Raw genomic sequence first — 24,171 nt, 5'->3', positions numbered from 1 at the left:
CACATCTCACAGCTGACAACTAGCCCTGTGGGAGCGAGCTTGCTCGCGATTGCGGCCTGACATTCAGCATTGATGTCGACTGACGCTCAGTCATCGCGAGCAAGCTCGCTCCCACAAGGGATCAGTGTTGGTCTAGGAACCCTTGCCCTTTTCATTGGCCGGGTCGTAGACCTTGGTCAGGTCACCGCCGAGGCGGAAGGTCTTGAACGGTTGCATCTTGTGTTTCTTCGCCAGCACCTCGGGCGAGCAGGTGTAGAGCGAGCAGTACGGTTCGAGCCAGGCAAATTTCGAGTCGACCTTAAGGTCGGTCATGTCCTGTTCCTTGCCGTTCTTTTTCTCGAACTCATCCGGGTCTTTCACCCCGGACAGCACCCGGTCACCCAGGCGTTTGAGTGCGCCATTGTTTTCCTGACGCAAGTCCACTCCGTTGACCTGGGCGAAACTGGCGATCATCGCCAGCGGCGGCAGGGCGTAGTTGTGGTACGCCAGCGCCCGTTGTTCACGCTTGAGTTCGTTGGGCAGATAACCGTTGGCGTCGACCTGGTTGGCGCCGACCTTGAATTCCTTCACGGCCCAGTCGAACAGGTCGCGGCGGTTGGTGGCGACGGAAGTGGCCATCACCGACCAGGCGGCCCAGTACGAGTGATTGTTGGTCTGCTCGAGCGGCAGGTTGTCCCAATCGCTGACCACCTGGTCGGCCATCTTGCTGAACCAGGCTTCGATCAACTGCGACTCTTGCTGATGGTTGGCCAGCGGACGGGAGTCGGAAAACTTCAGGCGAATGTATGAAGACGCCATGCTGCCCAACGCCCATTTACGCATCGACTTGCCGGTGTGGTTGAAGTCCTTGGACATCAGCGCGTCGGCCTGGGCCCAGGCCGTCAGCCAGCTCAGCGTGCATTCCAGCTGCTCCGGGCGACCGTCACGCATGAACTGCATCACGCGCTTGCTGGTGCCGCGCTCGATCTTGGTGATGTCGGCAGTACTTTCACGGAAGGCTTTTTCCGACTGCACGTTCAGGGTCGAGCGGGCCTTGTCCGAACCTTCGTACTTGCTGCGAAATTGCAACGAGCCGGTGTAAGGCGTCGGCATCGCATCGCAGCCTTCGCTCTTGTCGCCGGTTTTGACCTTCTCTATCGGTGCGAAGTAACCCTGTGGCGGACGCAGTGGCGCCGCCGCTTGCGTGGCCCCGGCGAACATCGCCAGGCTCAAGAGCGTCGGTGCCAACAGTGTTGATAATTTCGGATTGCGCATAGCAGACCTCATTGCCCGACCGAAGCAGTACGCTGCTCGGTGCCCGGGAATACGTTGCGTTTGCAAATTTTCGCTTCGACTTTCTGAGGCGCGGCACCGGCTTCGGGGCCCTGGACTTCAACGGCCAGCAGGTTTTGCGAGGCCCAGTCTTCGTCCGTGCGCAACTCGAAAGCGAAACGCCCGTCAGTCTCGGAGGTTTCCGGTTTGTCGATCTTGATGTCCTCGTGGCGACCGTTCATGTACCAGAGGGTGGCTTGCAGGGTTTTCACCGACGTATCGGCGAAGCGGATGTCGACCTGGTGGCTAGCGTTACGCAGGTCCATGTTCTTGCTGTTGACCATCAACTCGTTTTTGCCCGGCTTGAGCGTGGCGCTGCCGGACATCTGCGCATCCTTGCCTTCGCAACCGTTGTCCAGCAGCGCCATCATCTGGCGGTAGATGGTTTCCTGGTCGAGGCGGTACAGCGGCGAGAATTCCCAGATGAGAATCTTCGGCGGGTTCTTCTGGAACTCGTCGCTGCCCAGGTACTGCAGCATCGAACCTTCCAGGCCGCCGCCGGGGAACGCCACGTTGAGAATGTCGGCGCCGATGGCCTCTTCGAGGAAACCGGCGAAGTTGTAGTTCTTGCCACTGTGGGAGGTACCCACGAGGGTGATTTGCGGGTTGCCGGAATCGCCGAACAGATCGCCATCGCCCGCTTCACCTTTCGGCTCGGTGGTGAACTGATCCATGTACTGGATCGCGTAGCTGGTGCCACAGAGTTGACCGGCCATGTTGTGCAATGTTCCGGTCTTGCCCATGCGACCCGATTTTTTGGTCTCGAATTCGCGCTTGGGAATGTCGGCGAATTCAGGCAATTGCTTGACCTTCTCGGCGACGATTTTCGCCGTGCGCTGGGCACCGTACGGGGTCCAGTGCTGGTCGCCGCGGAAGTAGAAATCGTGGGCGGGCAGGGTGTCTGGCAACGACTCGTTGGTCAGCGGCGACAGGTCCGGAACGACGTAGCCCATCTGCGCGAAACGGCCGAGCATGGACTTGTAGTTCCGCAGCGCCTTGTCGAAGTCGAAGCTGGCTTTCTCCGCCGGGTTGAGCTTGTTGCGGTTCACCAGGCCACGGGTCGGCTGGTACACGACAACCAGTTCCACACCTTTGCTCTTGAACGCATCGTGCAGCTGTTTCATGCGTTTGTAGCCGGCGGGCGTGGTGTCGAATTCGGTGCGCAAGTCTTCCTGCGTACGGAACAGCCAGTCGCCCTGGGCCTGCACCAGCGTGGTGAAGTTCTGCTGATAACGGGTGGTGTAGTTCTTCGCGTCGTGGGCGGCCGGGCACAGGCTGCAGCAAGGCTCCGCGGTGAAGCTCGGTGCTTTGACTTCGTCGGCGCGAACACCGCCGCTGGCCGCGAGAATGCCGGCGGTCAGGGCCGACAGGCTGAGTAATTTGATCAAGTGTGGGTGCATAAGATTATCCTCAGTCCCGCATTTCGGTCTGGCGTTCGACGGGGTCGATCAGCACGGCTTTCTGCTGGCGCACCAGCAGGTCGAGAATTTCATCCTGGCGCTCGCCAAGGATGCCGGTGAAGCTGATGCCGCTGGATTTGGTCGGTGCGAGCATGGACACGCGATACAACTCGACACTCAACGGCGAGTCGATGGACAGCGGGCCGCTGCCGTTGGCCGCCAGTTCACCGCCGACCACGATCAGCGACACCTGTGCGTCGAACGGGTCGAGCTTGATGTCACGGTCGGTGTTGCTCAGGTCCTTGATGTGGCCGTAGACACCGGTCAGGCCGTTGGCCATGGCGACGTTTTCGTACAGGCGAATGTTCACGCTGTTACGAATGCGGATGCCGTGGCGACGGTTGCTGATGACCTTGTTGCCCCACAACAGGTTGTCCGCACTCTCGTAGAGGGTGATGCCGTCGGTGTGGTTCTGGTAGATCTCGTTGTGGGCAATCAGGTTGTTCACGCTGTTACGGTCGATCACCAGGCCCGACAACTTGTTGTCGTAGCTGCGGTTGTTGAAGATGAAGCTGTCGTTGACCTCACGGGAAATAATGATCCCGTGCTTCTTCTTGGTCCCGTACACCGTGTTGTCGGCAATGATCAGACCGTGGGAACGGTCGTGCGGGTCAATGCCGTAGACGATGTTGTCTTTGTAGGTGTTGCCCTTGACCACGAAGTCGCGGGTTTCGTAGCAGTAGAAGCCGTACCACATGTCCGAGAACTCGGAGCCGACGATCCAGCCGGTCGGCTCAGGACGCTTGAGCACCTTGGCCATGTTCGGCGTGTACTGGGAAATACTCACGCCGTAGGACTTACTGTTGGCGTAGCCGAAGCTGGCAATCTTGCTGTTGGCGATGTAGGTCTCGGTACCACCCCAGGCCAGCAGGAACGGACGGAATTCCTTCGGCGAATTGAACGTCGCCGGACCGTTGTCCTTCTCCCGCCAGCCTGTGATTTTGGTGTCACGCACGAACAACTGACCGTCGTTGACCAGGAACGCACCGCCCTCCTGGGACAGGCGCAGTTCCTGGGTCTGCTTGTCGATTTCGAGGATGCCGTGACGACCGACCACGATCGGCAAGCGGGACAGGAACACACCCGGCGAGGTTTCGCTGAAGTACTGCTTGGGGACTTTTTTCGCCAGGTCCTTGAGGTTCATGTAGCCGTCGTCGACGAAGATCGCCTGGGGGATGCCGTGCTGACGCACCACCCACTCGGCCATCTTGTTGTCGCCACCGATGAAGTCCTTGAGGGCGTCTTCCTGCATCATCCGGCGCACGCTGATCTTGCCGGCCTTGCTACGCACGATTTTTGCCGCGATGGCTTCGGCTGTGTAGCCGGACACGTCCGGCAGTTTCGGCTTGGCCAGTTCCAGCGGTGCGGTCGGTGCGCTGCTGACGGTGTAGGTCTTGGCTTGTTGCAGCTCCTTGGCAACAGTGGCCGGCTTGGCGGGCGCAGCGGGCTCCACAGTCGCGAAGGCAGCCGCACTTGCCAGTAGCATCGCGCCGGCCAGCAAGGTCAAGGAACCTTTCTTGGCACTGTTCATGTCGGGGACTCCCTTCGCGCTCTGCATCAGAATTTCCAGACCACGTCGATGAACGCGCGATGCATGTACGAATCGACTTCTTTGCCGTACGCATCGCCTGGCTTGAACACGCCGCCACGGAAGCGCACCAGGGCCGAAGGCTCATCGATCGCCTGGCTCATCGACGCCGGCAACAGGCCTTGCTTGAAGTACTTGGTGACCACCAGGTCCATTTCCTGACCGAGGTCTTTTTCGCCATCGTTCAGCGGCAGGGAGGTGCTGGACAACACGGCGCCGGTCACGTCGTCGGTGTTGTTCTGCACGGCGTCGATGCCGTCGCTGGTGATCGGTTTGTTGCCGTCGACGCGCCAGAATTTGTGGTAGATCAGGCTGGCGTCGTACTCGTCGTTGAGCATCCACGAACCGAACAGCGTGGCCGATTGCATGTTGTTCATTTCGCCACGGAAGGCTTCGCCGAAACGGTGCACGCGCGAGCGGGTGCCGGTGTAGTTCGAGCGGTTGCTTTCCAGGCCGTTCTGTTCGTAATCGGCGCTGGCCCGGGCGTAGGCCGCACCGACTTGCCATTGCGGATCGAGGCGCAGGCGCACGCCCAGGTCGGTGGCCCAGCCATCGACATCGCCGCTGCTCTTGGGTTGTGCGGGAGCGGTGCCATCAGCGTTCAACGGGTTGACCGTGTCGCGGTCGCCACTCATGCCGGTGATGCTGCCCCAGTAGTTGAAGGTATTGGTGTTGCGCCAGTTGTAGGCATCGCTGTTGGCCTGCAAGCCCAGCCAGCTGATGTCGCCATTCTGTTTTTTGTCCAGCGAATCGGAAGGTACGCCCGGCTCCGGATAGTCGAGCTTGCCGTCATCGTGAGTGTGGTGACCGCGAATGCCGGCCCAGTGACCCGGTGTCCATTGGTATTCGGCATCGGCGTAGGCGTGCAGGCGATCCTTGTCCTTGGGGGACAGTTCTTTCAGGTCAGTGCGGTACTCGCTGAAGCGCTCGGCGACACCCGCGTTGGCGCGCAACAAGGTGGTGTCGAAGGTCCAGTTCAGGGCTTCGATGTTGGTATCGCGCCATTGACCGTCGTCGTTGTGCAGACGCTGACGACCGAGTTTCAGGATCTCGCCGGGGTAGGGCGTGAAACCGCTGTAGCCGACCCAGAATTCGCGCATCGCCAGGTAGTTCTTCTTGGTCTGGCGGTCATTGTTGCTGGTGTTCTCGGTGCCTTCGGATTCTTGCAGTGTGTCGGTCTCGATGATGTCGGTGGACGTCACCGCCTGCCCCATGGCGTAAGCGCTCCACGCGCCGCTTTCGCCATACACCCACGGGCGCAGGTCAAGGCCGAGGCCGTTGACGTCGCCGCCGCGCTGGGTGCCGAGGTCACGGTCGTCTTCGGACTGGCCGGTGATTTTCACGTCCAGGCCGAAGTTCTTGGTTTCTTCAGTCATCGCCGCAAGCGTCGGGCAAGACCAGATCAGCGCGAATGTCAGGCCGATACCAGCCTTCATGAATGGATTCAACTTCATTGGGATTCCTCGCTGACTTCTTCTTGCAGGGTATGCAGTTCCGGCGTGTTCGGGCTCAGGGCACCGCGCACGGCCTGTTCTTGTTTCAACAGGCGTTGGGCTTCGGCCAACCGGTCGGGCGGCAATTGCGTTTGGATTGTTTGCGCAAGCTCGGTGGCTTGCGGCGTGTTCTGGGCCAGGGCCAGTTGGCTGAAGACGTAGGCGTTCAGCGGATCAGGCTTGGTGCCCTTGCCCTGGGAAAACAGTTGGGCGATGGCGAAGTCGGCGCTGTTCTGGCCGTTGCGCGCAGCGGTCAACAGATGGTCGAGGGCCTTCTGCGGATAGACCTTGCCCAGGTAGCCACGGCGATAGATCTGGCCGAGGTAGTAATCGGCGGCGACTTCGCGGCCGACGGCTTTCTGGAAATGCTCCTCGGCGACCTTGGCGTCGGCCGGCACCAGCTTGCCTTCGAAGTAGAGCTTGCCCAGCAACAACTCGGCGCGTGGCTGGTCGGCGGCGCGGCCGTTGTCCAGGTACTTCATCATCTGGTCGACGTCGCCCAGTTCGGGGAAGTCGTAGATCAACTGCGCGAGGCTGACCCACGACGCCGGGTAGCCCGGGGCGATCGGCTCGAGCAGCGATTGCGCGGTCTTCTCGTCGGTCTTGCCCAGGGTCGCATCGGCGAGCACGCGAGCGACGCTGTCGACGCGCTGCGCCGAAACGCTGCCGCGAGCGTGAGCCGCTTGCATCTGCTTGATCAGCTCGGCCTGTTGTTCTGGCTTGGCCTGTTTCTGGTAGACCGTGGCCAGTTCGACGTAGCAGATGTCGCTGGTGTTGAGCGCGGCCTTGCAGATCTTTTCCACGTCATCCAGATGCTGGTCGTAGGTGCCCTGGGTGCGATAGAGCAGCACTTGCGCCAAGCCGGCTTCCGGTTTGTTCTCGGCACGCCATTGGCTGATCTGCTGCTGGGCATTCACGTTGGGAAAGCTGTGCGGGTATTGCAGGTACAGCATCGCCAGCGGAATCAGGGTGTTGCCTTCGCCCGCGGCGGCGGCTTTTTTCAACAGGGTTTCGGCTTCGTGCTGCTCGGCTTCGGTGGAACCGGGCTTGGCCACCAGCAGGCGACCGAGGCGTGCCTGGGCGCGCGGCGAAACGCTGGCCGCGGCGCGGTAAGTCGCCTCGGCCTGTTTCATCTGCGCCGGGTCATGGCTGTCGACCTGGATATCGGCCAGGCCGACCTGTGCTTCGCTGTAGCCCAGGTCTGCCAGTTGCCGGTAATTCGCCGCAGCGGTGGCGGTATCGCCGCGCTTGAGCGCTTCGTTGGCCAGGCGCTGGTCGGGGAGGCCGGCGCAACCGCTGAGGCTGACCGCCAGGGCTAGCGAACAGAACGCAAATCCCCTGTGGGAGCGAGCTTGCTCGCGATGCGGCTGGCTCGGTGCATCAGACAAACCGCGTCGATCCCATCGCGAGCAAGCTCGCTCCCACAGGGTCGGCGGCGTGTTGAGGGTTGGAGTAGTCACAGGCATGTCCTCGACTTAAAGACCGACAGCCATGGCTTTGTCGATCAGCCAGTTCAGGTTCGGGCCACGGTCGCTGCTCACTTCCGCCGGGCGGCCGGCGAGGGAGCTGTCCAGGGTTTCGTCCGGCTGGATCAGCACTCGGATGTCCGACGACAGGTCGGCGCTTTTCAGGCTGGTGCTGCTGACGATCTTGCCGGTGCGGCTCTTGTCTTCGCCGGCGATCTGGAAGCGCACCGAAGTGCCCGGGCGTACGTCGCCGAACTGGCGATAGGAGAAGCGCGCTTCAACATTGGCTTCGCCGCCCCGCGGGACCAGTTGGAAGATCACGTCGCCCTTGCTGGCGTACTGACCGTTGGCGACCATTTGCTGGGCCACGGTGCAATCGCAAGGCGAGGTCAGGGTGCCGGTCATCTGCTTGCCGAACAGTTCTTCAACCTTGGCCGGTTGCAGTTGGTCTTCGTCCAGATGGCCCTTGAGCACGTCGAGCATGCTGGTGCTGAAGGTCGCCAGCGGTGCGCCCTTGGCGGCCACGCCGTCGGCTTTCACCAGGCTCTGCACGGTGCCGTCGCGGGGCATGGTGATGTTCACGCCCGGCACGCTGACCAGACCGGCCTGGGCGTGGCTGACGAAGTACATGCCATACACCGATTTGAAAACGAAGCCGAAGGCGGCAACACCCACCACAAAGATCCCCAGGCTGAAGGTCACGGCTTTCAGGCGTCCGAACGCGGTCATGCCGTGGCCGCCGTCCTTCATCTTGCGCGCCTTGGTGAAGTTGTCGCGCTGCAGGGTCGCCAGCATTTCACCGACGCTGACGATGTCGCCAGCCAGGTGCGAAGTGATCAGGTGGCGCAGGGTCGAGATGTCCCGTGGTTCCAGGTTCTGGAACTGGCAGCCGGCGCGTCCGGTCTCGCGATCGAAAGAGCGGACCTGCAACTCGACGTCCATGGCCAGGCCGAGGTTGTCGATGACGAACTGCAGGCGGGCCTTGTACACGTCGCCGATTTTCAGCGGCAACTGACCGGCATTGAACGCCAGGCCACCGGCGGACAGGTCGATCACCCGGGCTTCGACCGGTGTCCGGTCAGGGCCGAAGAAACGCAACTTGGCCGGGATTTTCACGCGGGCGTGTTGGCGCTGGGCTTCGGATTCGTGCACTACGTTGGCGTTGACGGCGGTATTCATAAGGGGCGTTTTCCTAGTTAATTCAGGCGAGTTCGGTCAGACCATCAACAGCAGCACGGCGACAAAAATGCTGCCGGCAGAGAAGGTCATGGTCCGAGACGACCAGGTGTTGAACCAACGTTGAAAGCTGGCGAGATCACGGGTCAGAGACGTGGGTTGGCGAGTCCAGGACTGTTGGTCGAGGCGGAAGAACACGTAGATCTTCACCAGCGCGCCGACGATCTGGTTGTAATAGAGAATCGCCGGGTAGGCCGGGCCGATCCGGTGTCCGGAGCACGACAGCAACAAGGTCAGGATGAACCGGGTGATGCCGATCCACAGCAGGTACACCAGGATGAACGCGGTGCCGTACTTGAAGCTGGCGATCAACGCCACGGTCAGGCCCAGCAGCGAGGTCCACATCGACACGCGCTGGTCGAACAGCACCACCGAAGTGAACATGCCGAGGCGTTTGATCCCCAGGCCCAGGGCACGGGAGTTCTGCCGCAGGTTGTTGCCGTACCAGCGGAACATCAGTTTGCGGCTGGCCTTGATGAAGCTCTTTTCCGGCGGGTGTTCAACGGTGTTGATCGCCGCGTCGGGCACGTAGAAGGTGTCGTAGCCCAGGCGCATCAGGCTGAACCAGCTCGATTTGTCATCGCCGGTAAGGAATTTGAAACGACCCAGGCGCCAGTGTTGCAGCGAGTCGCTTTCCACGTCGGCGATGAATTCCGGGTTGGTGACTACGGTGGCACGGAACACCGACATGCGCCCGGTCATGGTCAGCACGCGCTTGGACAGGGCCATCGAGCACATGTTGATGTGACGCTGGGCGAAACGCAGCTTGTGCCATTCGCTCATGATGTAGCCGCCGCGCACTTCGCAGAATTCGTTGGTGGTCAGGCCACCGACATTGCCGAACAACTGGAACCACGGCACGGTCTTGCGCACCACGCCTTCGCCGAGCACGGTGTCGCCATCGATCACAGCGACCACGGCGCGATCATCCGGCAGGTGCCGGGAGATGGCACGGAAGCCGTAGGCCAGGCCATCGCGCTTGCCGGTGCCGGGAATGCGCACGAAGTCGAGCTTGACCCGGGCCGGTGGGTTCATCCGGTTCCACAGGCTTTTGACCAGCAGCTCATCGGACATCTCCACGATTGAGCAGACCACGGTGGTCGGCAGGTCGCAGTCGATGGCTTCGCGGATCACCGAGCTGTAGACCTGCGCAGTGGTCAGCGCGTCGATACGGAAACTGGTGACCATCAGGAACACGTGGGACGGGTCAGCCGCTTTGCCCAGCTTGCGCACTTTGCGCCGCAGGTGCGGGTAGACGATGTACAGAAAAATCATGCCGCGCACAAAGTGGGTGGCACCCATCGAGTAGCGCCAGATACCCACGGCGCCAATCAGGAAAATGAAGTCCTTCGACTCGGAGTCGAACGTGGACACGGGCAACGCCATGGCGAGGCCCATCAGTAAACTCAGGTAGAACAGCCAACCGGCGGCCTGGAGTAGGCCGTGCTTTAGCCTGTGCATAATCTGCATCCGTCTCGATCTCGGGCGAGGCCCGATTGGGTTAAGGCAGGCTTACAAACCTGTAGGAGCGAGCTTGCTCGCGATGGTCGTCAACGATGACGCTGGGTATCTGATACCCAGCGGTGTTCTCAGGTGCATCGCGAGCAAGCTCGCTCCTACAGGGGGTTTACCAGCAGATCCCTTCGGTGCGACCTTTGACGCTGGTGGCCTTGGACATGAAGCCCACCAGGTCGATCACCTGCTTGCCGTGTGGTACGTCCTGCACCAGGGCACGGAATTTCTCGTCGCGGTTGCCGAGGATGATCACGTCGGAGTTGTTGATCACCGCGTCGAAGTCGGCGTTGAGCAAGGACGAGACGTGCGGGATCTTCGACTCGATGTAGTCCTTGTTCGCGCCGTGAACGCGGGCGTACTCGACGTTGCTGTCGTAGATGCTCAGGTCGTAGCCCTTGCCGATCAGCATTTCCGCCAGGTCAACCAGCGGGCTTTCGCGCAGGTCGTCGGTACCGGCCTTGAAGCTCAGGCCCAGCAGGGCGACTTTGCGTTTGTCGTGGCTGGAAACGATGTCGAAAGCGTTCTGCACCTGGGATTCGTTACTGCGCATCAGCGAGTTGAGCAACGGTGCTTCCACGTCCAGGGAGCCGGCGCGGTAAGTCAGTGCACGCACGTCCTTTGGCAGGCACGAGCCGCCGAAGGCGAAGCCCGGGCGCATGTAGTACTGGGACAGGTTGAGGGTCTTGTCCTGGCAGACCACGTCCATCACTTCGCGACCGTCGACGCCGACCGCCTTGGCGATGTTGCCGATTTCGTTGGCGAAGGTGACCTTGGTGGCGTGCCACACGTTGCAGGTGTACTTGATCATCTCGGCGACCGCGATGTCCTTGCGGATGATCGGTGCGTCGAGCTCTTCGTACAGCGATTGCAGAACGTCGCCGGACGCTTTGTCGAACTCGCCGATGACGGTCATTGGCGGCTGGTCGTAGTCGGCGATCGCAGTGCTTTCACGCAGGAACTCAGGGTTCACGGCCACGCCGAAATCAACGCCGGCCTTCTTGCCCGAGCAGTCCTCGAGAATCGGGATGACCACGTTGGCCACGGTGCCCGGCAATACGGTGCTGCGCACGACGATGGTGTGGCGGGTGGTCTTGTCACGCAGGACGAAACCGATTTCGCGGCACACAGCCTCGATGTAGTTCAGTTCCAGGTCGCCGTTCTTTTTGCTCGGCGTGCCCACGCAGATCATCGACAGGTCGGTGTCGCGAATCGCCTCGGCGAAGTTGGTGGTGCCACGCAGGCGACCGGTCTGGATGCCCTGGGCCAGAAGTTCGCCCAGGCCTGGTTCAACAATCGGCGATTTGCCGGCATTGATCATATCGATCTTGTCTTTGGCCACATCGACGCCAACGACGTCATGACCCCGTGCAGACAGGCAACCGGCACATACTGCGCCAACGTAACCCAAACCAAATATGCTGATGCGCATCGCAATTACCTCTGTATTGATCAAGCCATTAGATGGCCGGAGTTAATGGTGTTCAGCGTGTTTTAGTGCACTCGCAAGTGCGCCTTACAGGCGCAGCAATGCCCTGTGCTGGCATATAAGTTACGAGTGTCTAAATAAATGCACTCAAGGGGTGCGCAACTAGGCCTTGTTGTTATGATTTGCCCTGTTATGCAGCCGATCCTCCTTTCGAAGGATGCAGGTGCAACGGCCTTGCACGCTCGATGTCAGGCCGAAAGCCCGTAGATCAAGCGGTTGGGTGCTCGGGTGAGCACGTTTATAGGGGCGCTGCCGTGGCCTTGTAGGGGATAGTCATACCGCGTTATCTCCTGTCCGCTCGCTGTTGTTCAAATCAGTGATTAGTCAGCGCAAGTTATTATTGCAACTTCGCTACAAGAATCGCTTATCTGCGTAAGTTATCTCGTACAGGCTCGGCGAGAATCGTTACCGGTGGTATGAACGGCGCGTTTGGACATAGTTCCAGTCCGCTCATCGTGAAATCTGAAATTTCTTGAAATATTGAGAAAGATGGCACTGCTCTCAAATTGATAGCACTTGCCGTTTGGCCCTTTATATATAGGCGGATAATTGGGGCGGATAGTTTTTTGCCACTACTGTTAAAAAAAGTCAGTGCCACTACGCAAAAAAATGATTGAAGTCGAGTGAAACTAAAGTTAGGAAAACGATCGATGGTTTTTTGACGCCAATAGGCTGGCGATCGGGAGGGGGAATTGTCGGACGATCAAAGGGCGGCGCATGAGGGGTTGTTCGCTCATGCGCCGACCTTCTGCATCACTCTGGTGCGTGATCGCGCAGAAACACCAGGTTGTCCGGTTTGGACTGTTCAGCGCTGTAGCGATAGCCTTGAACGTCGAATTGCTTGAGGGTGGCCGGATCGTTGATGCGTTCTTCGATGACGAAGCGGCTCATCAAGCCCCGGGCCTTTTTCGCGTAGAAGCTGATGATCTTGTACTGGCCGTTCTTCAGGTCCTTGAATTCGGTATTGATGATGCGTGCGTTCAAGGCGCTGCGCTTGACCGCCGAGAAGTACTCGTTGGACGCCAGGTTGAGCAGCACGTCATCGCCTTGATCGACCAGGGCTTCGTTCAGCCATTCGCTGATGCGTGTACCCCAGAAGGCATACAGGTCCTTGCCCCGGGCGTTGGGCAATTTGGTGCCCATTTCCAGGCGATAGGGTTGCATCAGGTCCAGGGGGCGCAGCAGGCCGTACAGGCCGGACAACATGCGCAGATGCTGCTGGGCATAGTCGAAATCGGCTTCGCTGAAGGTTTGTGCATTCAGGCCGGTGTACACATCGCCCTTGAAGGCCAGCAGCGCCTGCTTGGCGTTTTCCGGGGTGAACGCGGGCGTCCAGCTGCCGAAACGCGCGGCGTTGAGCCCGCCGATCTTGTCGGAAACGTGCATCAGTTCGCTGATCTGTGCCGGGGACAACTCGCGCAACTGCAGGATCAGCTCCTGGGAGTGGTCGAGGTACTGCGGCTGAGTGAAGCGCTGGGTCGCCGGCGGTGTTTCATAGTCGAGGGTCTTGGCGGGTGAAATCACCATCAGCATGAAGTCGTCTCCTTTAATCGTGGCCGCGATTCTAGGGGGTTGTCGGCGTTGACTCCAGCTATCGCGTCCATAGGTGATGGCCGGTGGCCTTGCACCAAACCCTGTGGGAGCGAGCTTGCTCGCGATAGCGGTCTGACATTCGGAAAAGATGTTGGCTGATGCACCGTCATCGCGAGCAAGCTCGCTCCCACAGGAGATTGGGGTTGCTGCGGGAATGAGGGCCGCGATCAGCTATAGTGCCGCGCGGGTTTTGTTATGGAGACATCCCAGTGCGTATCGCTTTTCTCATCTCGATCTGGCTACTGAGCGTCGCTGCCTTCGCGGCACCGGGCGATGTGGCGACGCTTGATCGCAGCACCTGGCCAGAAAAGCTCGGCAGTCCAACGCTGTTCGACGTGGCGTCGAGGGCCGAGATCCTCATGTTTTCCAGTGTGCTGTTGGCCAGCGAATCGCTGGACGAACCCGCCCTGGCCCAGCGCCTGGGCTTGCGCACCATCAACCTGGAGTCGGTCAACCGGGTTCGCGAGCATATGTGGCAACGGCTGCTGGCCAACTACAACTACGCCCAACAGAGTTGCGACCAGGACGCCTCCTTCTGTTTTCTGGTCGAGGACATGCCGACCCTGCGCGAACAAGCCGCCAAGTTCCAGGTCAGTGCAGACAGCTACTACATCAAGTGGGCCGAACCGAGTCGTGTATTCCACACCCAGTACCTGGACGAACAATTGCGCAAGGCCGCCCTGTTCCCGCAAACCAGCAGTGAAGTCGATCATTTTGGCGACTATGAGCGCTCCGGCGACGGGATGCACGACCGGCTGTTTCTGCTGACCTTCGACAGTGCTGCCAACGCTGCGCCGGACAACACCGCCTGGGTCACCGAGTTCCTGCGCAAGTCGAACATGAGCGGGACGTTCTTCGTCCTCGGCAAGGACATCCAGTCCCGTTTGGCCGAACAATCGGTGAGTCACCTGCAAGCGACCTACTCGACCCAGTGCATCGGCGTGCAAGGCTGGGAGTTTCGCTCCCACAGTCACTGGCAGGACTGGCAGGACTCGGTGCGCCGCAGCGCCGAACTGGTCAAAAGCAAGCTGCCGGAGAACTTCGTGCCACTGTTCCGTCCACCCGATGGCCAGCGCCGTTCCGACGCCGAAGGTTTCTTCAAGGCTCAGGGTTTGCAGGTAGCGCTGTGGGACATCGACGCCCAGGACGGCGCCGGCAAACTCAAGGGCAATGCGAGTGCGCAACGGGTGCTGACCCTGATGCTGCTGTGGCGGCACGGGGTCATCAATTTCAATGTGAAGCAGGATGGGGTGAAAACGGCGTTGCCGTGGCTGGTCACGCAAACGGCGCCGGTCGGGATCGGTTGGGAGGATTGCCAGGATGCGTTTCGCTGAAACGGCCAGACCCAGTAAACATTGGGTTTTTGGCGATTTTGCAGGAGGATTCGTTGCAGGTTGACTTCCGACTGTAAACGGGTGATGGCAGTCCGCCAAGTGTTATTGGTCACTCTGAAAAATAAATTTCAAAAAAGCGTCAAAGTACTTTTTTCTGTCACACGTTTTGGAGTATTACGAAGACAGACCGCCGAAACCTGCAACACAGGTGGCGTCTTCCAAGACCCCGCATGTATGCAGAACACTTGAGTCCCCGCAGGTGTATTCGGCAGTCACTTCGAGGCGCAGCACCGTCAAGGTATTGCGTCGAATGGCTCCCACAAAGGTGACCGAGTATGGATGATCACGGACGTAGCTCTTCTTCCAACCAGCCAATCCTTTATGTACTCGATACCAACGTATTGATTCACGATCCAAACGCGCTGCTCAACTTCGAAGAACACCACGTCGCGATCCCGATGACCGTGCTTGAAGAGCTCGACAAACTCAAGAGCGGGCATCACAGCGTTGCCGCCGAATGCCGCCAGGCCATCCGCCTGATCGACAAGACCCTGGGCGATGCCTCACCCGAGGACGTCGAGCAGGGTGTGCCGATCCAGCGTGGCAAAAGCGGACCCAAGGGTTTGCTGTCAATTCTGATGAGCAAGCATGCCGAGCCGAACCTGATTCTGCCCGAGCACCTGAATGACAACAAAATCATCAATCAACTGATCGATCTGCACACACGCGATCCGAAAAAGCCCGTGGTGCTGGTCACCAAAGACATCAACATGCGCCTCAAGGCGCGCGCCTGCGGGATCGCGGCCGAGGACTACAGCACCGACCAACTGGTCGATGACGTGTCCTTGCTGCCCAATGGCTACCACAACATGACCGGCTCTTTCTGGGACCGTGTGAGCAAGGTCGAAACCCGTCAGGACCACGGCCGCACCTGGCATCAGGTGCAGTTGATCGACAACTTGCCGGCGGTGCACATCAATGAATTCATCATTGATGAACAGGGCTTTGTCGGCTGGATCAAGGAGATCGAAGAGGACCGCTTGCTGATCCTCGACCTGCACCAGGAACCGCTGCTGCACCAAGAGGCCTGGGGCCTGAAACCGCGTGATATCTATCAGAGCCTGGCGTTGTACGCCTTGCTCGATCCGGACATCCACCTGGTCAACCTGTCGGGTGCCGCGGGCTCGGGTAAAACCATCCTGGCGCTGGCCGCTGCGATCGAGCAGACCATGGTCAGCAAACGTTATCGCCGCATCATCGCCACCCGCAGCGTGCAGGGCCTGGACCAGGAAATCGGCTTCCTGCCCGGCACCGAGGCGGAAAAAATGGAGCCCTGGCTGGGCGCCATCACCGACAACCTCGAAGCCTTGCACATGGATGACGAAAGCACCCATGGCAGCGTCGACTACATCCTCAGCAAAGTGCCGTTGCAGTTCAAATCCCTCAACTACATCCGGGGCCGCAGCTTCCAGCAGAGCCTGATCCTGATCGACGAATGCCAGAACCTTACGCCGCACCAGATGAAAACCATCATCACCCGTGCCGGCGCCGGCTCCAAAGTGGTGTGCCTGGGCAACCTGGCACAGATCGACACCCCTTACCTGTCCGCGACCAGTTCCGGGCTGACCTACCTCACTGAACGCTTCAAGGACTTCCCGAACGGGGTGCACATCACCCTGCAAGGGGTGCCACGTTCGATCCTGGCCGAATACGCCGAATCGCATTTGTAATCGCTCCACACAAAACCGGGGGGCCTCGAAAGCCGCCCGGTTTTTCATTTCCATGCCGAACAACAATCCCTGTAGGAGCTGCCGAAGGCTGCGATCTTTTGATTTTGCTTTTAAAGGCAAGATCAAAAGATCGCAGCCTTCGGCAGCTCCTACAGGGGGCCCATCCGATAATCGTGCGTGCGAAAAATTGACCCACAGGTTTACAATCGACGCTCCTGATCAGGAGTAATCCCGTGCTGACTCATCTCGATTCCCAAGGCCGCGCCAACATGGTCGACGTCACTGAAAAAGCCGTGACGTTCCGTGAGGCGACGGCCCAAGCGCTGGTGCGCATGCTGCCCGAGACCCTGCAGATGATCGTCAGCGGCGGCCACCCCAAGGGTGATGTGTTTGCCGTGGCGCGCATTGCCGGCATCCAGGCGGCGAAGAAAACCAGCGATCTGATTCCCCTGTGCCATCCGCTGATGCTGACCGGCGTCAAGGTCGAGCTCAGTGCCGAAGGCGACGATTCGGTGCGCATCGTGGCGCGCTGCAAGCTGTCCGGGCAGACCGGCGTCGAGATGGAGGCCCTGACCGCCGCCAGTGTCGCCGCGCTGACCATCTACGACATGTGCAAGGCCGTGGACCGCGGCATGACCATCGAAAGTGTGCGTCTGCTGGAGAAGGTCGGCGGCAAGAGCGGACATTTCCAGGCGGAGCAGCCATGAACGTGACCGTGAAGTTTTTCGCCCGTTATCGTGAAGCGCTGGGGCTGGACTCGGTAAAGGTTGAAGGCAACTTCGCCACCGTCGACGATGTCCGCGCGCTGTTGGCCCAGCGTGACGGTGCCGAGGTATTGAGCGAGCAGAACCTGATGTGCGCCCGTAACGAAGACCTCTGCCAGCTCGACGAGCCGGTGAGCGAGGGCGATGAAGTGGCATTCTTTCCGACTGTGACCGGAGGCTGAATCATGGCCATTCGCGTACAGTCCACGCCGTTCGATCCGGGCGCCGAGGTCAACGCCATGCACGACGCCAATGTCGGTGTGGGGGCGGTGGTGAGCTTTGTCGGCTACGTGCGCGACTTCAATGATGGCCTGGACGTCGCCGGGATGTTCCTCGAACACTATCCCGGCATGACGGAAAAGGCCCTGGGCAAGATCGCCATCGAGGCCGAGCAGCGCTGGCCGCTGCTCAAGCTGGAAGTGCTGCACCGCATCGGCGCCCTGGAGCCGGGCGAGCCGATTGTCTTCGTCGGCGCGGCCAGCGCTCATCGCCAGGCGGCATTCGACGCCTGCGCCTTTGTCATGGATTACCTGAAAACCCGTGCGCCGTTCTGGAAGAAAGAAAACACCAGCGACGGGCCGCGTTGGGTCGAGGGGCGTGACAGTGACCATGCGGCGGCGGATCGCTGGAAGCAGTAGTTCCTGCTGCGTTCTTTAGTCAGTCATCGCGAGCAAGCTCGCTCCCACAGTGGATCTGGTCGAACATGAATTTTGTGTACGACGAAGAACCTGTGGGAGCGAGCTTGCTCGCGATGAGGCCTTTCGATTCAACCAATCACCCCTGGATTCATCACCCGACCATTGGCCGGCACGGTCTGCATTTGCCCGATTGACGGGCAATACATAAAAGTCCAAGATGGAATTATAAGTACAAAAAAGGTTTCCACCCCGTTTCAGCTTTTTCTTCTGTCTTGCCAAACCAACAACAACCGCGAGAAAACGAACATGAAGAAGTTCCCCCTCATCACCGGTCTGGCCCTGAGCCTGTTGGCGTGCAGTTCTGTGTTCGCCGCCGAGAAAACCCTGCGCATCGGCATCGAAGCCGCGTATCCACCGTTCGCTTCGAAAACCGACAAAGGCGAGATCGTCGGTTTCGACTATGACATCGGCAATGCCCTGTGCGCCCAGATGAAGGTCAAGTGTGTGTGGGTCGAAGGCGAGTTCGACGGTCTGATTCCTTCCCTGAAAGTGAAGAAAATCGACATGGCGCTATCGTCCATGACCATCAACGAAGACCGCAAGAAGTCGGTGGACTTCACCCACAAGTACTATTTCACTTCGTCGCGCCTGGTGATGAAGGACGGCGCTGTGGTGGATGACCAGTACGCCAGCCTCAAGGGCAAGTCCGTCGGCGTGCAGCGCGCCACCACCACGGACCGTTACGCCACCGAGGTGTTCGAGCCCAAGGGCATCAACGTCAAGCGCTACAGCAATAACGAAGAAATCTACATGGACCTGGCGGCCGGTCGCCTCGACGCGATTTTTGCCGACACCATTCCACTCAATGACTTCCTGTCGATGCCGCGTGGCAAGGGTTACGCCTTTGTCGGGCCGGAGTTGAAAGATCCGAAGTATGTGGGCGAGGGGGCGGGGATTGCCGTACGCAAGGGCAACACTGAGCTGGTCAGCGAGTTGAACACGGCCATTGATGGTATTCGTGCCAGTGGTGAGTACCAGAAGATTTCGGACAAGTACTTCAAGTCGGACATCTACGGCGACTGATAGTCTGCTATCGCGAGCAAGCTCGCTCCCACAGGTTCAGTGGTGTACATATCTCTTGCGCACGACTCGGACACTGTGGGAGCGAGCTTGCTCGCGATGAGGCCCTGCCAGCCAATACATCTCTTGGGGCTCAGCCCTTCAATTCCTTCAGATGCTTGTACACCGTCGCCCGGCCCATGTTCAGCACATTGGCCACGTAGTTCGATGCGCTTTTGCCCTTGAACGCGCCTTCGGCGTGCAACGCCAGCACCAGCTCACGCTTGTGGTCGCGGGTCAGCAGGTTCAGGCTCAACTGGCGTTCGCGCAGCCAGGCGTGGAGGAAGGTGTTGATCCGCTCCTGCCAGTCATCGCGGAACAGTGCATCCGGTTGCGGGATCAGTTTGGTCGGCGACAGGAACAGGTCCAAAGCGGCCTTGGCATTCTCGAACAGCGAAATATTCAGGTTGATGCACAGCACCGCCAGCGGATGTCCTTCGCTGTCGCGCAGTACCGTGCTGAGGCTGCGAATCTTCTGGCCATCCCAATTGAGCTTTTCGTACGGCCCGATGTTTCGTTCGCTGACATCGTCGCTGAGCATGTCTTCCAGCGCCGAGTCGTCGCCGATTTCCCGCTTGGACAGGTTGTTGGCGATGTAGTCGACCTTTTGCGTGCGCAGGTCGTGCAGCACCACTTCGGCGTGGGGGAAAAACAACGTGGCGATGGCATCGGCGATCGCCCGGAAGTTATCCAGCGATAGGGTGTTCGGGGCCGAGTCTTTTTCGGGGGCGTTCATACAGTGGAACTCCAGGCAGCGTCAGCGCCCCATCAAAGGGGCGCTGAAAGTGTGCCGTAATCGTGGGGGCACGTCACCTGAGGAACAGGCTCAGCCGAGGCGGGCAGGGGAGAGCATGTCGGCATTCAGGCCGAAACGGCCGAGCGACTCGGGCAACGCTGCACCGCGCACCAGTGCCGCACTGGCCTGGCCCATGGCCGGCGAAGTCTGGATGCCATATCCGCCTTGCGCCGCGACCCAGAACAGCCCTGGCACCTGTGGATCGAAGCCGGACAGCAAATCGCCGTCGCTGACGAAGCTGCGCAGGCCGGCCCAGGTGCGGGTCGGGCGGCGAATGGTCAGGGTCGTGGCTTCTTCGATCTGGTAGATGCCCATGGCGATGTCCAGCTCTTCGGGCTGTACGTCATGGGGCTCCACCGGGTCGGCGTTGGCCGGCGAACCGAGGAACATCCCGGCGTCGGGTTTCATGTAGAAGGATTCGTCGAGGCTGACCAGCATCGGCCAATGATGGATGTCCACGCCCTCCGGACCGGCGAAGATGAACGCGGCACGGCGTTTCGGTTGCAGGCCCAACGGCTTGGCGCCAGCCAGTTCGCCGATCTTGTCGGCCCAGGCGCCGGCGGCGTTGATGATGACCGGGGCGCTGAACGTCTGAGTGCCGGCCTGGACGTGCCATGTACCCTGGTCATCGCGGCTCAGGCTGACGACTTCGGCGTCGGTGTGGACTTCGCCCTGATTGCGGCGGATGCCGCGCAGGTATCCCTGATGCAGGGCATCGGTGTCGATGTCGGTGGCGGTCGGATCGTAGATCGCGCCGTGGACTTTTTCCCGGCGCAGGATGGGCACGAGCGCGCAGGCCTCGTCGGTGCTGAGCAATTGCATCTCCGGCACCGTGGCTTTCGCGCTCTGGTATTGCCTGTTCAGTTCGTGGGGGTCGCCGGTGAAATCCACGGTCATTTCGCCCCGTGGCGTCAGCAGCGGGTGTTCACAGAAGCCGCTGGGCGGATTGTCGAAAAAGTCCCGGCTGGCCAGGGTCAGTGCGCGAACCTGCGGGGTGCCGTAGGCGGCGGTGTACAGCGCCGCCGAACGTCCGGTGGAATGGTAGGCCGGATGGGATTCGCGTTCGAGTACGATCACACGGCCATGCTGCGACAGCCAGAAACCGGTGGAAGCGCCGGCGATACCGCCGCCGATGATGATGAAATCTGCCTGGCTCATGAATGTCTCCTTTAGAGCGCCAATGCCAATGAAGTCGGTGCCTTTGTGGGAGCGAGCTTGCTCGCGATGGCGGTGTATCAGTCAACATCACTTCTGAATGACAGATAGCTATCGCGAGCAAGCTCGCTCCCACAGGTGACTGTTGGTGTTAGTGCGTGAGGCGGTAGATCGCATTGGCCAGCGCAATGTCTTCCAGGCCCAGGCCGATGGAGCGGAAAAACACATGCCGATCGTAACCGGGGCGCTGGACTTTATCGCTGAGCAGGTCCGGCAGGTCGCCGACAATCGCGCTCTTGTCCCAGCCGTATTGTTCGCCGGCGATCAGCATTTCACCGGCCGCGCCCGGAGTGGTCAGGCGATAGTCGCAGAACACCTGCATGTCATTGAGGCTTTGCGGCGGCACTTCGTGGGCACGCGGGGCGTTGGTGCTGATGGAGGTGATCAGCGCCGGTTTGCGCAAGCTCGACGGATCGATCACCGGACCTGCGGATGAGGTGCAGAGCATGATCACGTCGGCGTCCTGCACGGCAGCTTCGCGACTCTCGACGATGTTCAGGCGTGGCTCGATGTTTTTCAGCAGGCTCACGGTTTGAGCATCCTCGCTCAGGTTCGGCGCGTACAGGCTGATGCTCTGCCAGTCGCGCAGGTCTTTCACGTAATGCAGGTGTGCCTGGGCCACTTTGCCGCTGCCGATGATGGCCAGGCGATTGGCAGTCAGTGGTGCGAGGGCATCGACCGCCACGGCGGTGGTCGCGGCGGTGCGTGCGGTGGTCAGTTCACCCGCGTCGCACAGCAACAGCGGCTGGCCGGTCTGCATCGACATCAGCACAGTCCACGCGGTCACCAAGGGTCCCTGCTCACGGACGATGTACGGTGAAGTCTTGATGCCGTACACGCCGTCTTCGGCCAACACCCCCAGGTAGTTGATGAAGTCGCCGGCGCCCTGGGGAAATTCCACCAGTTGTTGTGCCGGTTGCACGGCTTGCCCGGCCGCCAGGTCACGGAACATTTTGCGCAGGATCTGCGGCACGTCGACCTGCGCCAGCCACTCGCGAGCCTGGTGTTGGTTGATCACTTGGGGCGTATTGGACATGGTCGGCTCCGGGACTGAAAGTAAACTAATTTGTCTATTATGGACTTTTAGTTGTATCTCACAATATCCGGGCGAAAAAAAAGCGCAGTCCGTTTCCGGCTGCGCTTGTCTTTTCAGCGTCGTTTAGTGTGGACGCTTGCGCTCAACCGCCCGCAACAGATGCGTCGGTGGTGTTTCACAGCTGATCTTGCGCCCCAGTTTTTCCTCGATGGACGGTAACTGGTAGGAGTCGTCTTCACCGGCAAAGCTGATGGACACACCGTCGGCGCCAGCACGACCGGTTCGTCCGATGCGGTGCACGTAGTCGTCCGGCACTTCCGGCAGGGTGAAGTTGATCACGTGGCTGATGCCGTCGATGTGGATACCGCGACCGGCCACGTCGGTGGCGACCAGGACGCGGATCTTGCCTTCGCGGAAGCCTTCGAGGGTCTTGATGCGCTTGTGCTGCGGCACGTCGCCGGACAGTTGCGCGGCGTTGATGCCGTCGCGCACCAGGCGTTCTTCGATGCGCCGCACTTCATCCTTGCGGTTGGCGAACACGATCACGCGCTCCCAGCCATTGTCGTTGACCAGGTTGTAGAGCAGTTTGTACTTGTCGGCAGCGGCCACGGCGTAGATGTGCTGCTCGACGTTTTCGTTGGCCACGTTGGTGACTTCGATTTCGACGATGGCAGGGTCGGTGGTCCATTGCTTGGCCAGGTTCATCACGTCTTCGGTGAAGGTCGCGGAGAACAGCAGCGTCTGGCGCTCGGCCTTCGGCGGCGTCTGGCGAATGATCTGGCGCACTTGCGGGATGAAGCCCATGTCGAGCATGCGGTCGGCTTCGTCCAGCACCATCACTTCGACCATGTCCAGGTGCACGTCGCCGCGCTGGTTGAAGTCCAGCAGGCGGCCTGGCGTGGCCACCAGGATGTCGCAGTGGCGGGCTTCGAGGTGCTTGAGCTGCTTGTCGAAGTCCATGCCGCCGACGAAGGTCATGACGTTGAGGCCGGTGTACTTGGTCAGGTCGGCGGCGTCCTTGGCGATCTGCACCACCAGTTCGCGGGTCGGCGCGATGATCAGCGCCCGTGGCTCACCCATGTAGCGCTCTTTCGGCGGTGGGGTTTGCAGCAACTGGGTGATGATCGAGATCAGGAACGCAGCGGTTTTGCCGGTACCGGTCTGGGCGCGACCGATGGCGTCTTTGCCGGCGAGGGTGAAGCCCAGCACCTGTGCCTGGATCGGTGTGCAATACGGGAAGCCCAGGTCCTGGATGGCGTGCATCAGTTCAGGGGCCAGCTTGAAATCGTGGAAGCGGGTTTTGCCTTCCTGGGGCTCGACAACGAAGTCTTCGAGTTTCCATGGGATGACCGGCGCCTTGGGCTTGGGTTCGCGGCGCGGTTTGGCGGGTTTCGGTATTTCGCTGAGCGGCTGTTCCGGGGCTGCTATCGCCACAGGCTGGGCAGCGGGCGCGGGCTTCGGCTCATGCTTGGGTGCCGCCGTGGTGGCGGCCCGTTCAGACTGATTACCGTCGGTGCGGTGGCTGGGAGCGTGAGACGGAGCGCTGGGGACTGGCGCGAGTTGCTCAGTCTCGCTTTTACCGAACATTTTCTTGAGTGCTTTGAGCACGGTCATCTCATCAATTGGTTAAGGAATGTACGCCGGCCAGTGTAATGCAAGAATCGGGCGCGGCGTAGTGGGATGGATCAAAGGGGCCTTTTAAACAAAGAAAGGAACCTCAAGGGTTAACGCAAGCGCTCGGTGAGCCAGGTGCCGATGTCGCGAATTTCCTCGGGTAACACTTCGTGGCCCATTGGGTATTCCTGCCATGTCACGGTGACACCACGATGCTTCAAGTGCTCGTAGGCGCTGCGTCCCATCGAGTTCTGCACCACATCGTCGTATTGGCCGTGCATCGACAGTACCGGAATACGCTGCTGGCTGGCGGACAGTTGCAGTTCGTCGCTGAAGGTCGGTGCATAAGTAGAAAGGGCAACGACGCCACCCAGCGGTCCCTGCCACTTCAGAAACGCGGTGTGGAACACCACGGCACCGCCCTGGGAAAAACCGGCCAGAAAAATCCGCGAGGCGTCTATTCCGCTGGCCTTCTGCGATTCGATCAGTTCGATGATCCAGTTGGCAGACGCTTCCAGTTGCTCGCGGTTGATCGCGCGCGCGGGACTCATGGCCAATATGTCGTACCAGCTCGGCATCTCGTATCCGCCGTTGATGGTGACGGCACGGCTCGGCGCCTGGGGCAAAACAAAGCGGGTGCTCAACAGGGATTCCTGCAGGGCTTCGGCCACTGGCAGGAAGTCGTAGCGATCGGCACCCAGGCCGTGCAGCCAGATAACGCAGGCGTCTGCGGTCTTGACGGGTTCAAGAATCAAGGGGTTGGTCATGGCTGCTCCA

At 60.2% G+C, this 24,171-nt stretch carries 20 protein-coding genes; 6 read left to right on the top strand and 14 right to left on the bottom strand.

Annotated elements, in window-relative coordinates; all coding sequences use genetic code 11:
* Window positions 1-132: 132 nt before the first annotated feature.
* From KW838_RS07145 to yaaA, 9 genes are all read right to left on the bottom strand, one after another.
* Entirely contained in the window at window positions 133-1,254 is a 1,122-nt protein-coding gene (locus KW838_RS07145; RefSeq protein ID WP_218500781.1) for a mannuronate-specific alginate lyase, read from the bottom strand.
* Window positions 1,255-1,262: 8 nt separating this feature from the next.
* Window positions 1,263-2,711, bottom strand: a complete 1,449-nt coding sequence (locus KW838_RS07140; protein ID WP_218500780.1) for an alginate O-acetyltransferase — start codon at window positions 2,709-2,711, stop codon at window positions 1,263-1,265.
* Window positions 2,712-2,721: 10 nt separating this feature from the next.
* Complete coding sequence (gene algG, locus KW838_RS07135; protein WP_218500779.1) at window positions 2,722-4,302, bottom strand: mannuronan 5-epimerase AlgG; 1,581 nt, start codon at window positions 4,300-4,302, stop codon at window positions 2,722-2,724.
* 26 nt (window positions 4,303-4,328) lie between these two features.
* Window positions 4,329-5,813 carry an alginate export family protein gene (locus KW838_RS07130; RefSeq protein WP_095965511.1) on the bottom strand — a complete coding sequence of 495 codons (1,485 nt, stop codon included), beginning with the start codon at window positions 5,811-5,813 and terminating at the stop codon, window positions 4,329-4,331.
* Window positions 5,810-7,312, bottom strand: coding sequence for an alginate biosynthesis TPR repeat lipoprotein AlgK (gene algK / locus KW838_RS07125; RefSeq protein ID WP_218500778.1), 1,503 nt, complete (start codon window positions 7,310-7,312; stop codon window positions 5,810-5,812). Before algK ends, KW838_RS07130 begins: the two co-directional genes overlap by 4 nt.
* Before the next feature lie 15 nt (window positions 7,313-7,327).
* Window positions 7,328-8,497: an alginate biosynthesis protein Alg44 gene (locus KW838_RS07120; RefSeq protein WP_102698496.1), complete on the bottom strand. Its 1,170-nt coding sequence runs from the start codon at window positions 8,495-8,497 to the stop codon at window positions 7,328-7,330.
* 36 nt (window positions 8,498-8,533) lie between these two features.
* A complete protein-coding gene (gene alg8 / locus KW838_RS07115) occupies window positions 8,534-10,015 on the bottom strand; it encodes a mannuronan synthase (protein ID WP_102673382.1) in 1,482 nt (493 codons plus the stop codon).
* Between the two features lie 166 nt (window positions 10,016-10,181).
* Entirely contained in the window at window positions 10,182-11,498 is a 1,317-nt protein-coding gene (locus tag KW838_RS07110; protein WP_007972653.1) for a nucleotide sugar dehydrogenase, read from the bottom strand.
* Window positions 11,499-12,308: 810 nt separating this feature from the next.
* A complete protein-coding gene (yaaA, locus tag KW838_RS07105) occupies window positions 12,309-13,088 on the bottom strand; it encodes a peroxide stress protein YaaA (protein WP_102698493.1) in 780 nt (259 codons plus the stop codon).
* A gap of 269 nt (window positions 13,089-13,357) precedes the next feature.
* Between yaaA and KW838_RS07100 the strand changes: the two genes are divergently transcribed.
* The 6 genes from KW838_RS07100 (at window position 13,358) to KW838_RS07075 (ending at window position 18,697) form a co-directional block, all read left to right on the top strand.
* Complete coding sequence (locus KW838_RS07100) at window positions 13,358-14,482, top strand: polysaccharide deacetylase family protein (protein WP_218500777.1); 1,125 nt, start codon at window positions 13,358-13,360, stop codon at window positions 14,480-14,482.
* 335 nt (window positions 14,483-14,817) lie between these two features.
* Window positions 14,818-16,212 (top strand): PhoH family protein, encoded by a 1,395-nt coding sequence (locus tag KW838_RS07095; protein ID WP_007972659.1) that lies wholly within the window; start codon window positions 14,818-14,820, stop codon window positions 16,210-16,212.
* Between the two features lie 233 nt (window positions 16,213-16,445).
* Window positions 16,446-16,919, top strand: coding sequence for a cyclic pyranopterin monophosphate synthase MoaC (moaC, locus tag KW838_RS07090; RefSeq protein ID WP_007972660.1), 474 nt, complete (start codon window positions 16,446-16,448; stop codon window positions 16,917-16,919).
* Entirely contained in the window at window positions 16,916-17,158 is a 243-nt protein-coding gene (gene moaD / locus KW838_RS07085; protein ID WP_075945584.1) for a molybdopterin converting factor subunit 1, read from the top strand. Before moaC ends, moaD begins: the two co-directional genes overlap by 4 nt.
* A 3-nt stretch (window positions 17,159-17,161) precedes the next feature.
* Window positions 17,162-17,614 (top strand): molybdopterin synthase catalytic subunit MoaE, encoded by a 453-nt coding sequence (moaE, locus tag KW838_RS07080; protein WP_015096731.1) that lies wholly within the window; start codon window positions 17,162-17,164, stop codon window positions 17,612-17,614.
* 306 nt (window positions 17,615-17,920) lie between these two features.
* Window positions 17,921-18,697, top strand: coding sequence for an ABC transporter substrate-binding protein (locus tag KW838_RS07075; protein ID WP_218500776.1), 777 nt, complete (start codon window positions 17,921-17,923; stop codon window positions 18,695-18,697).
* Between the two features lie 130 nt (window positions 18,698-18,827).
* Here KW838_RS07075 and KW838_RS07070 read toward each other — a convergent pair whose 3' ends face one another.
* From KW838_RS07070 to KW838_RS07050, 5 genes are all read right to left on the bottom strand, one after another.
* Window positions 18,828-19,469, bottom strand: coding sequence for a transcriptional regulator (locus tag KW838_RS07070; protein WP_218500775.1), 642 nt, complete (start codon window positions 19,467-19,469; stop codon window positions 18,828-18,830).
* A gap of 90 nt (window positions 19,470-19,559) precedes the next feature.
* Window positions 19,560-20,687, bottom strand: coding sequence for an FAD-binding oxidoreductase (locus tag KW838_RS07065; protein ID WP_218500774.1), 1,128 nt, complete (start codon window positions 20,685-20,687; stop codon window positions 19,560-19,562).
* A 148-nt stretch (window positions 20,688-20,835) separates the two neighbouring features.
* Window positions 20,836-21,780, bottom strand: coding sequence for an ornithine cyclodeaminase family protein (locus tag KW838_RS07060; protein ID WP_218500773.1), 945 nt, complete (start codon window positions 21,778-21,780; stop codon window positions 20,836-20,838).
* Between the two features lie 123 nt (window positions 21,781-21,903).
* Window positions 21,904-23,394 carry an ATP-dependent RNA helicase RhlB gene (gene rhlB, locus KW838_RS07055; protein WP_102698488.1) on the bottom strand — a complete coding sequence of 497 codons (1,491 nt, stop codon included), beginning with the start codon at window positions 23,392-23,394 and terminating at the stop codon, window positions 21,904-21,906.
* Window positions 23,395-23,504: 110 nt separating this feature from the next.
* Window positions 23,505-24,161: an alpha/beta hydrolase gene (locus tag KW838_RS07050; protein WP_218500772.1), complete on the bottom strand. Its 657-nt coding sequence runs from the start codon at window positions 24,159-24,161 to the stop codon at window positions 23,505-23,507.
* Between the last annotated feature and the right edge of the window lie 10 nt (window positions 24,162-24,171).

It is taken from the genome of Pseudomonas sp. PDM27 (assembly GCF_019219205.1).
Classification (GTDB): Bacteria; Pseudomonadota; Gammaproteobacteria; order Pseudomonadales; family Pseudomonadaceae; genus Aquipseudomonas; species Aquipseudomonas laurylsulfatiphila.
Note: the sequence above shows the minus strand (reverse complement) of the source record. Positions and strands in the feature narration are given on the sequence as shown.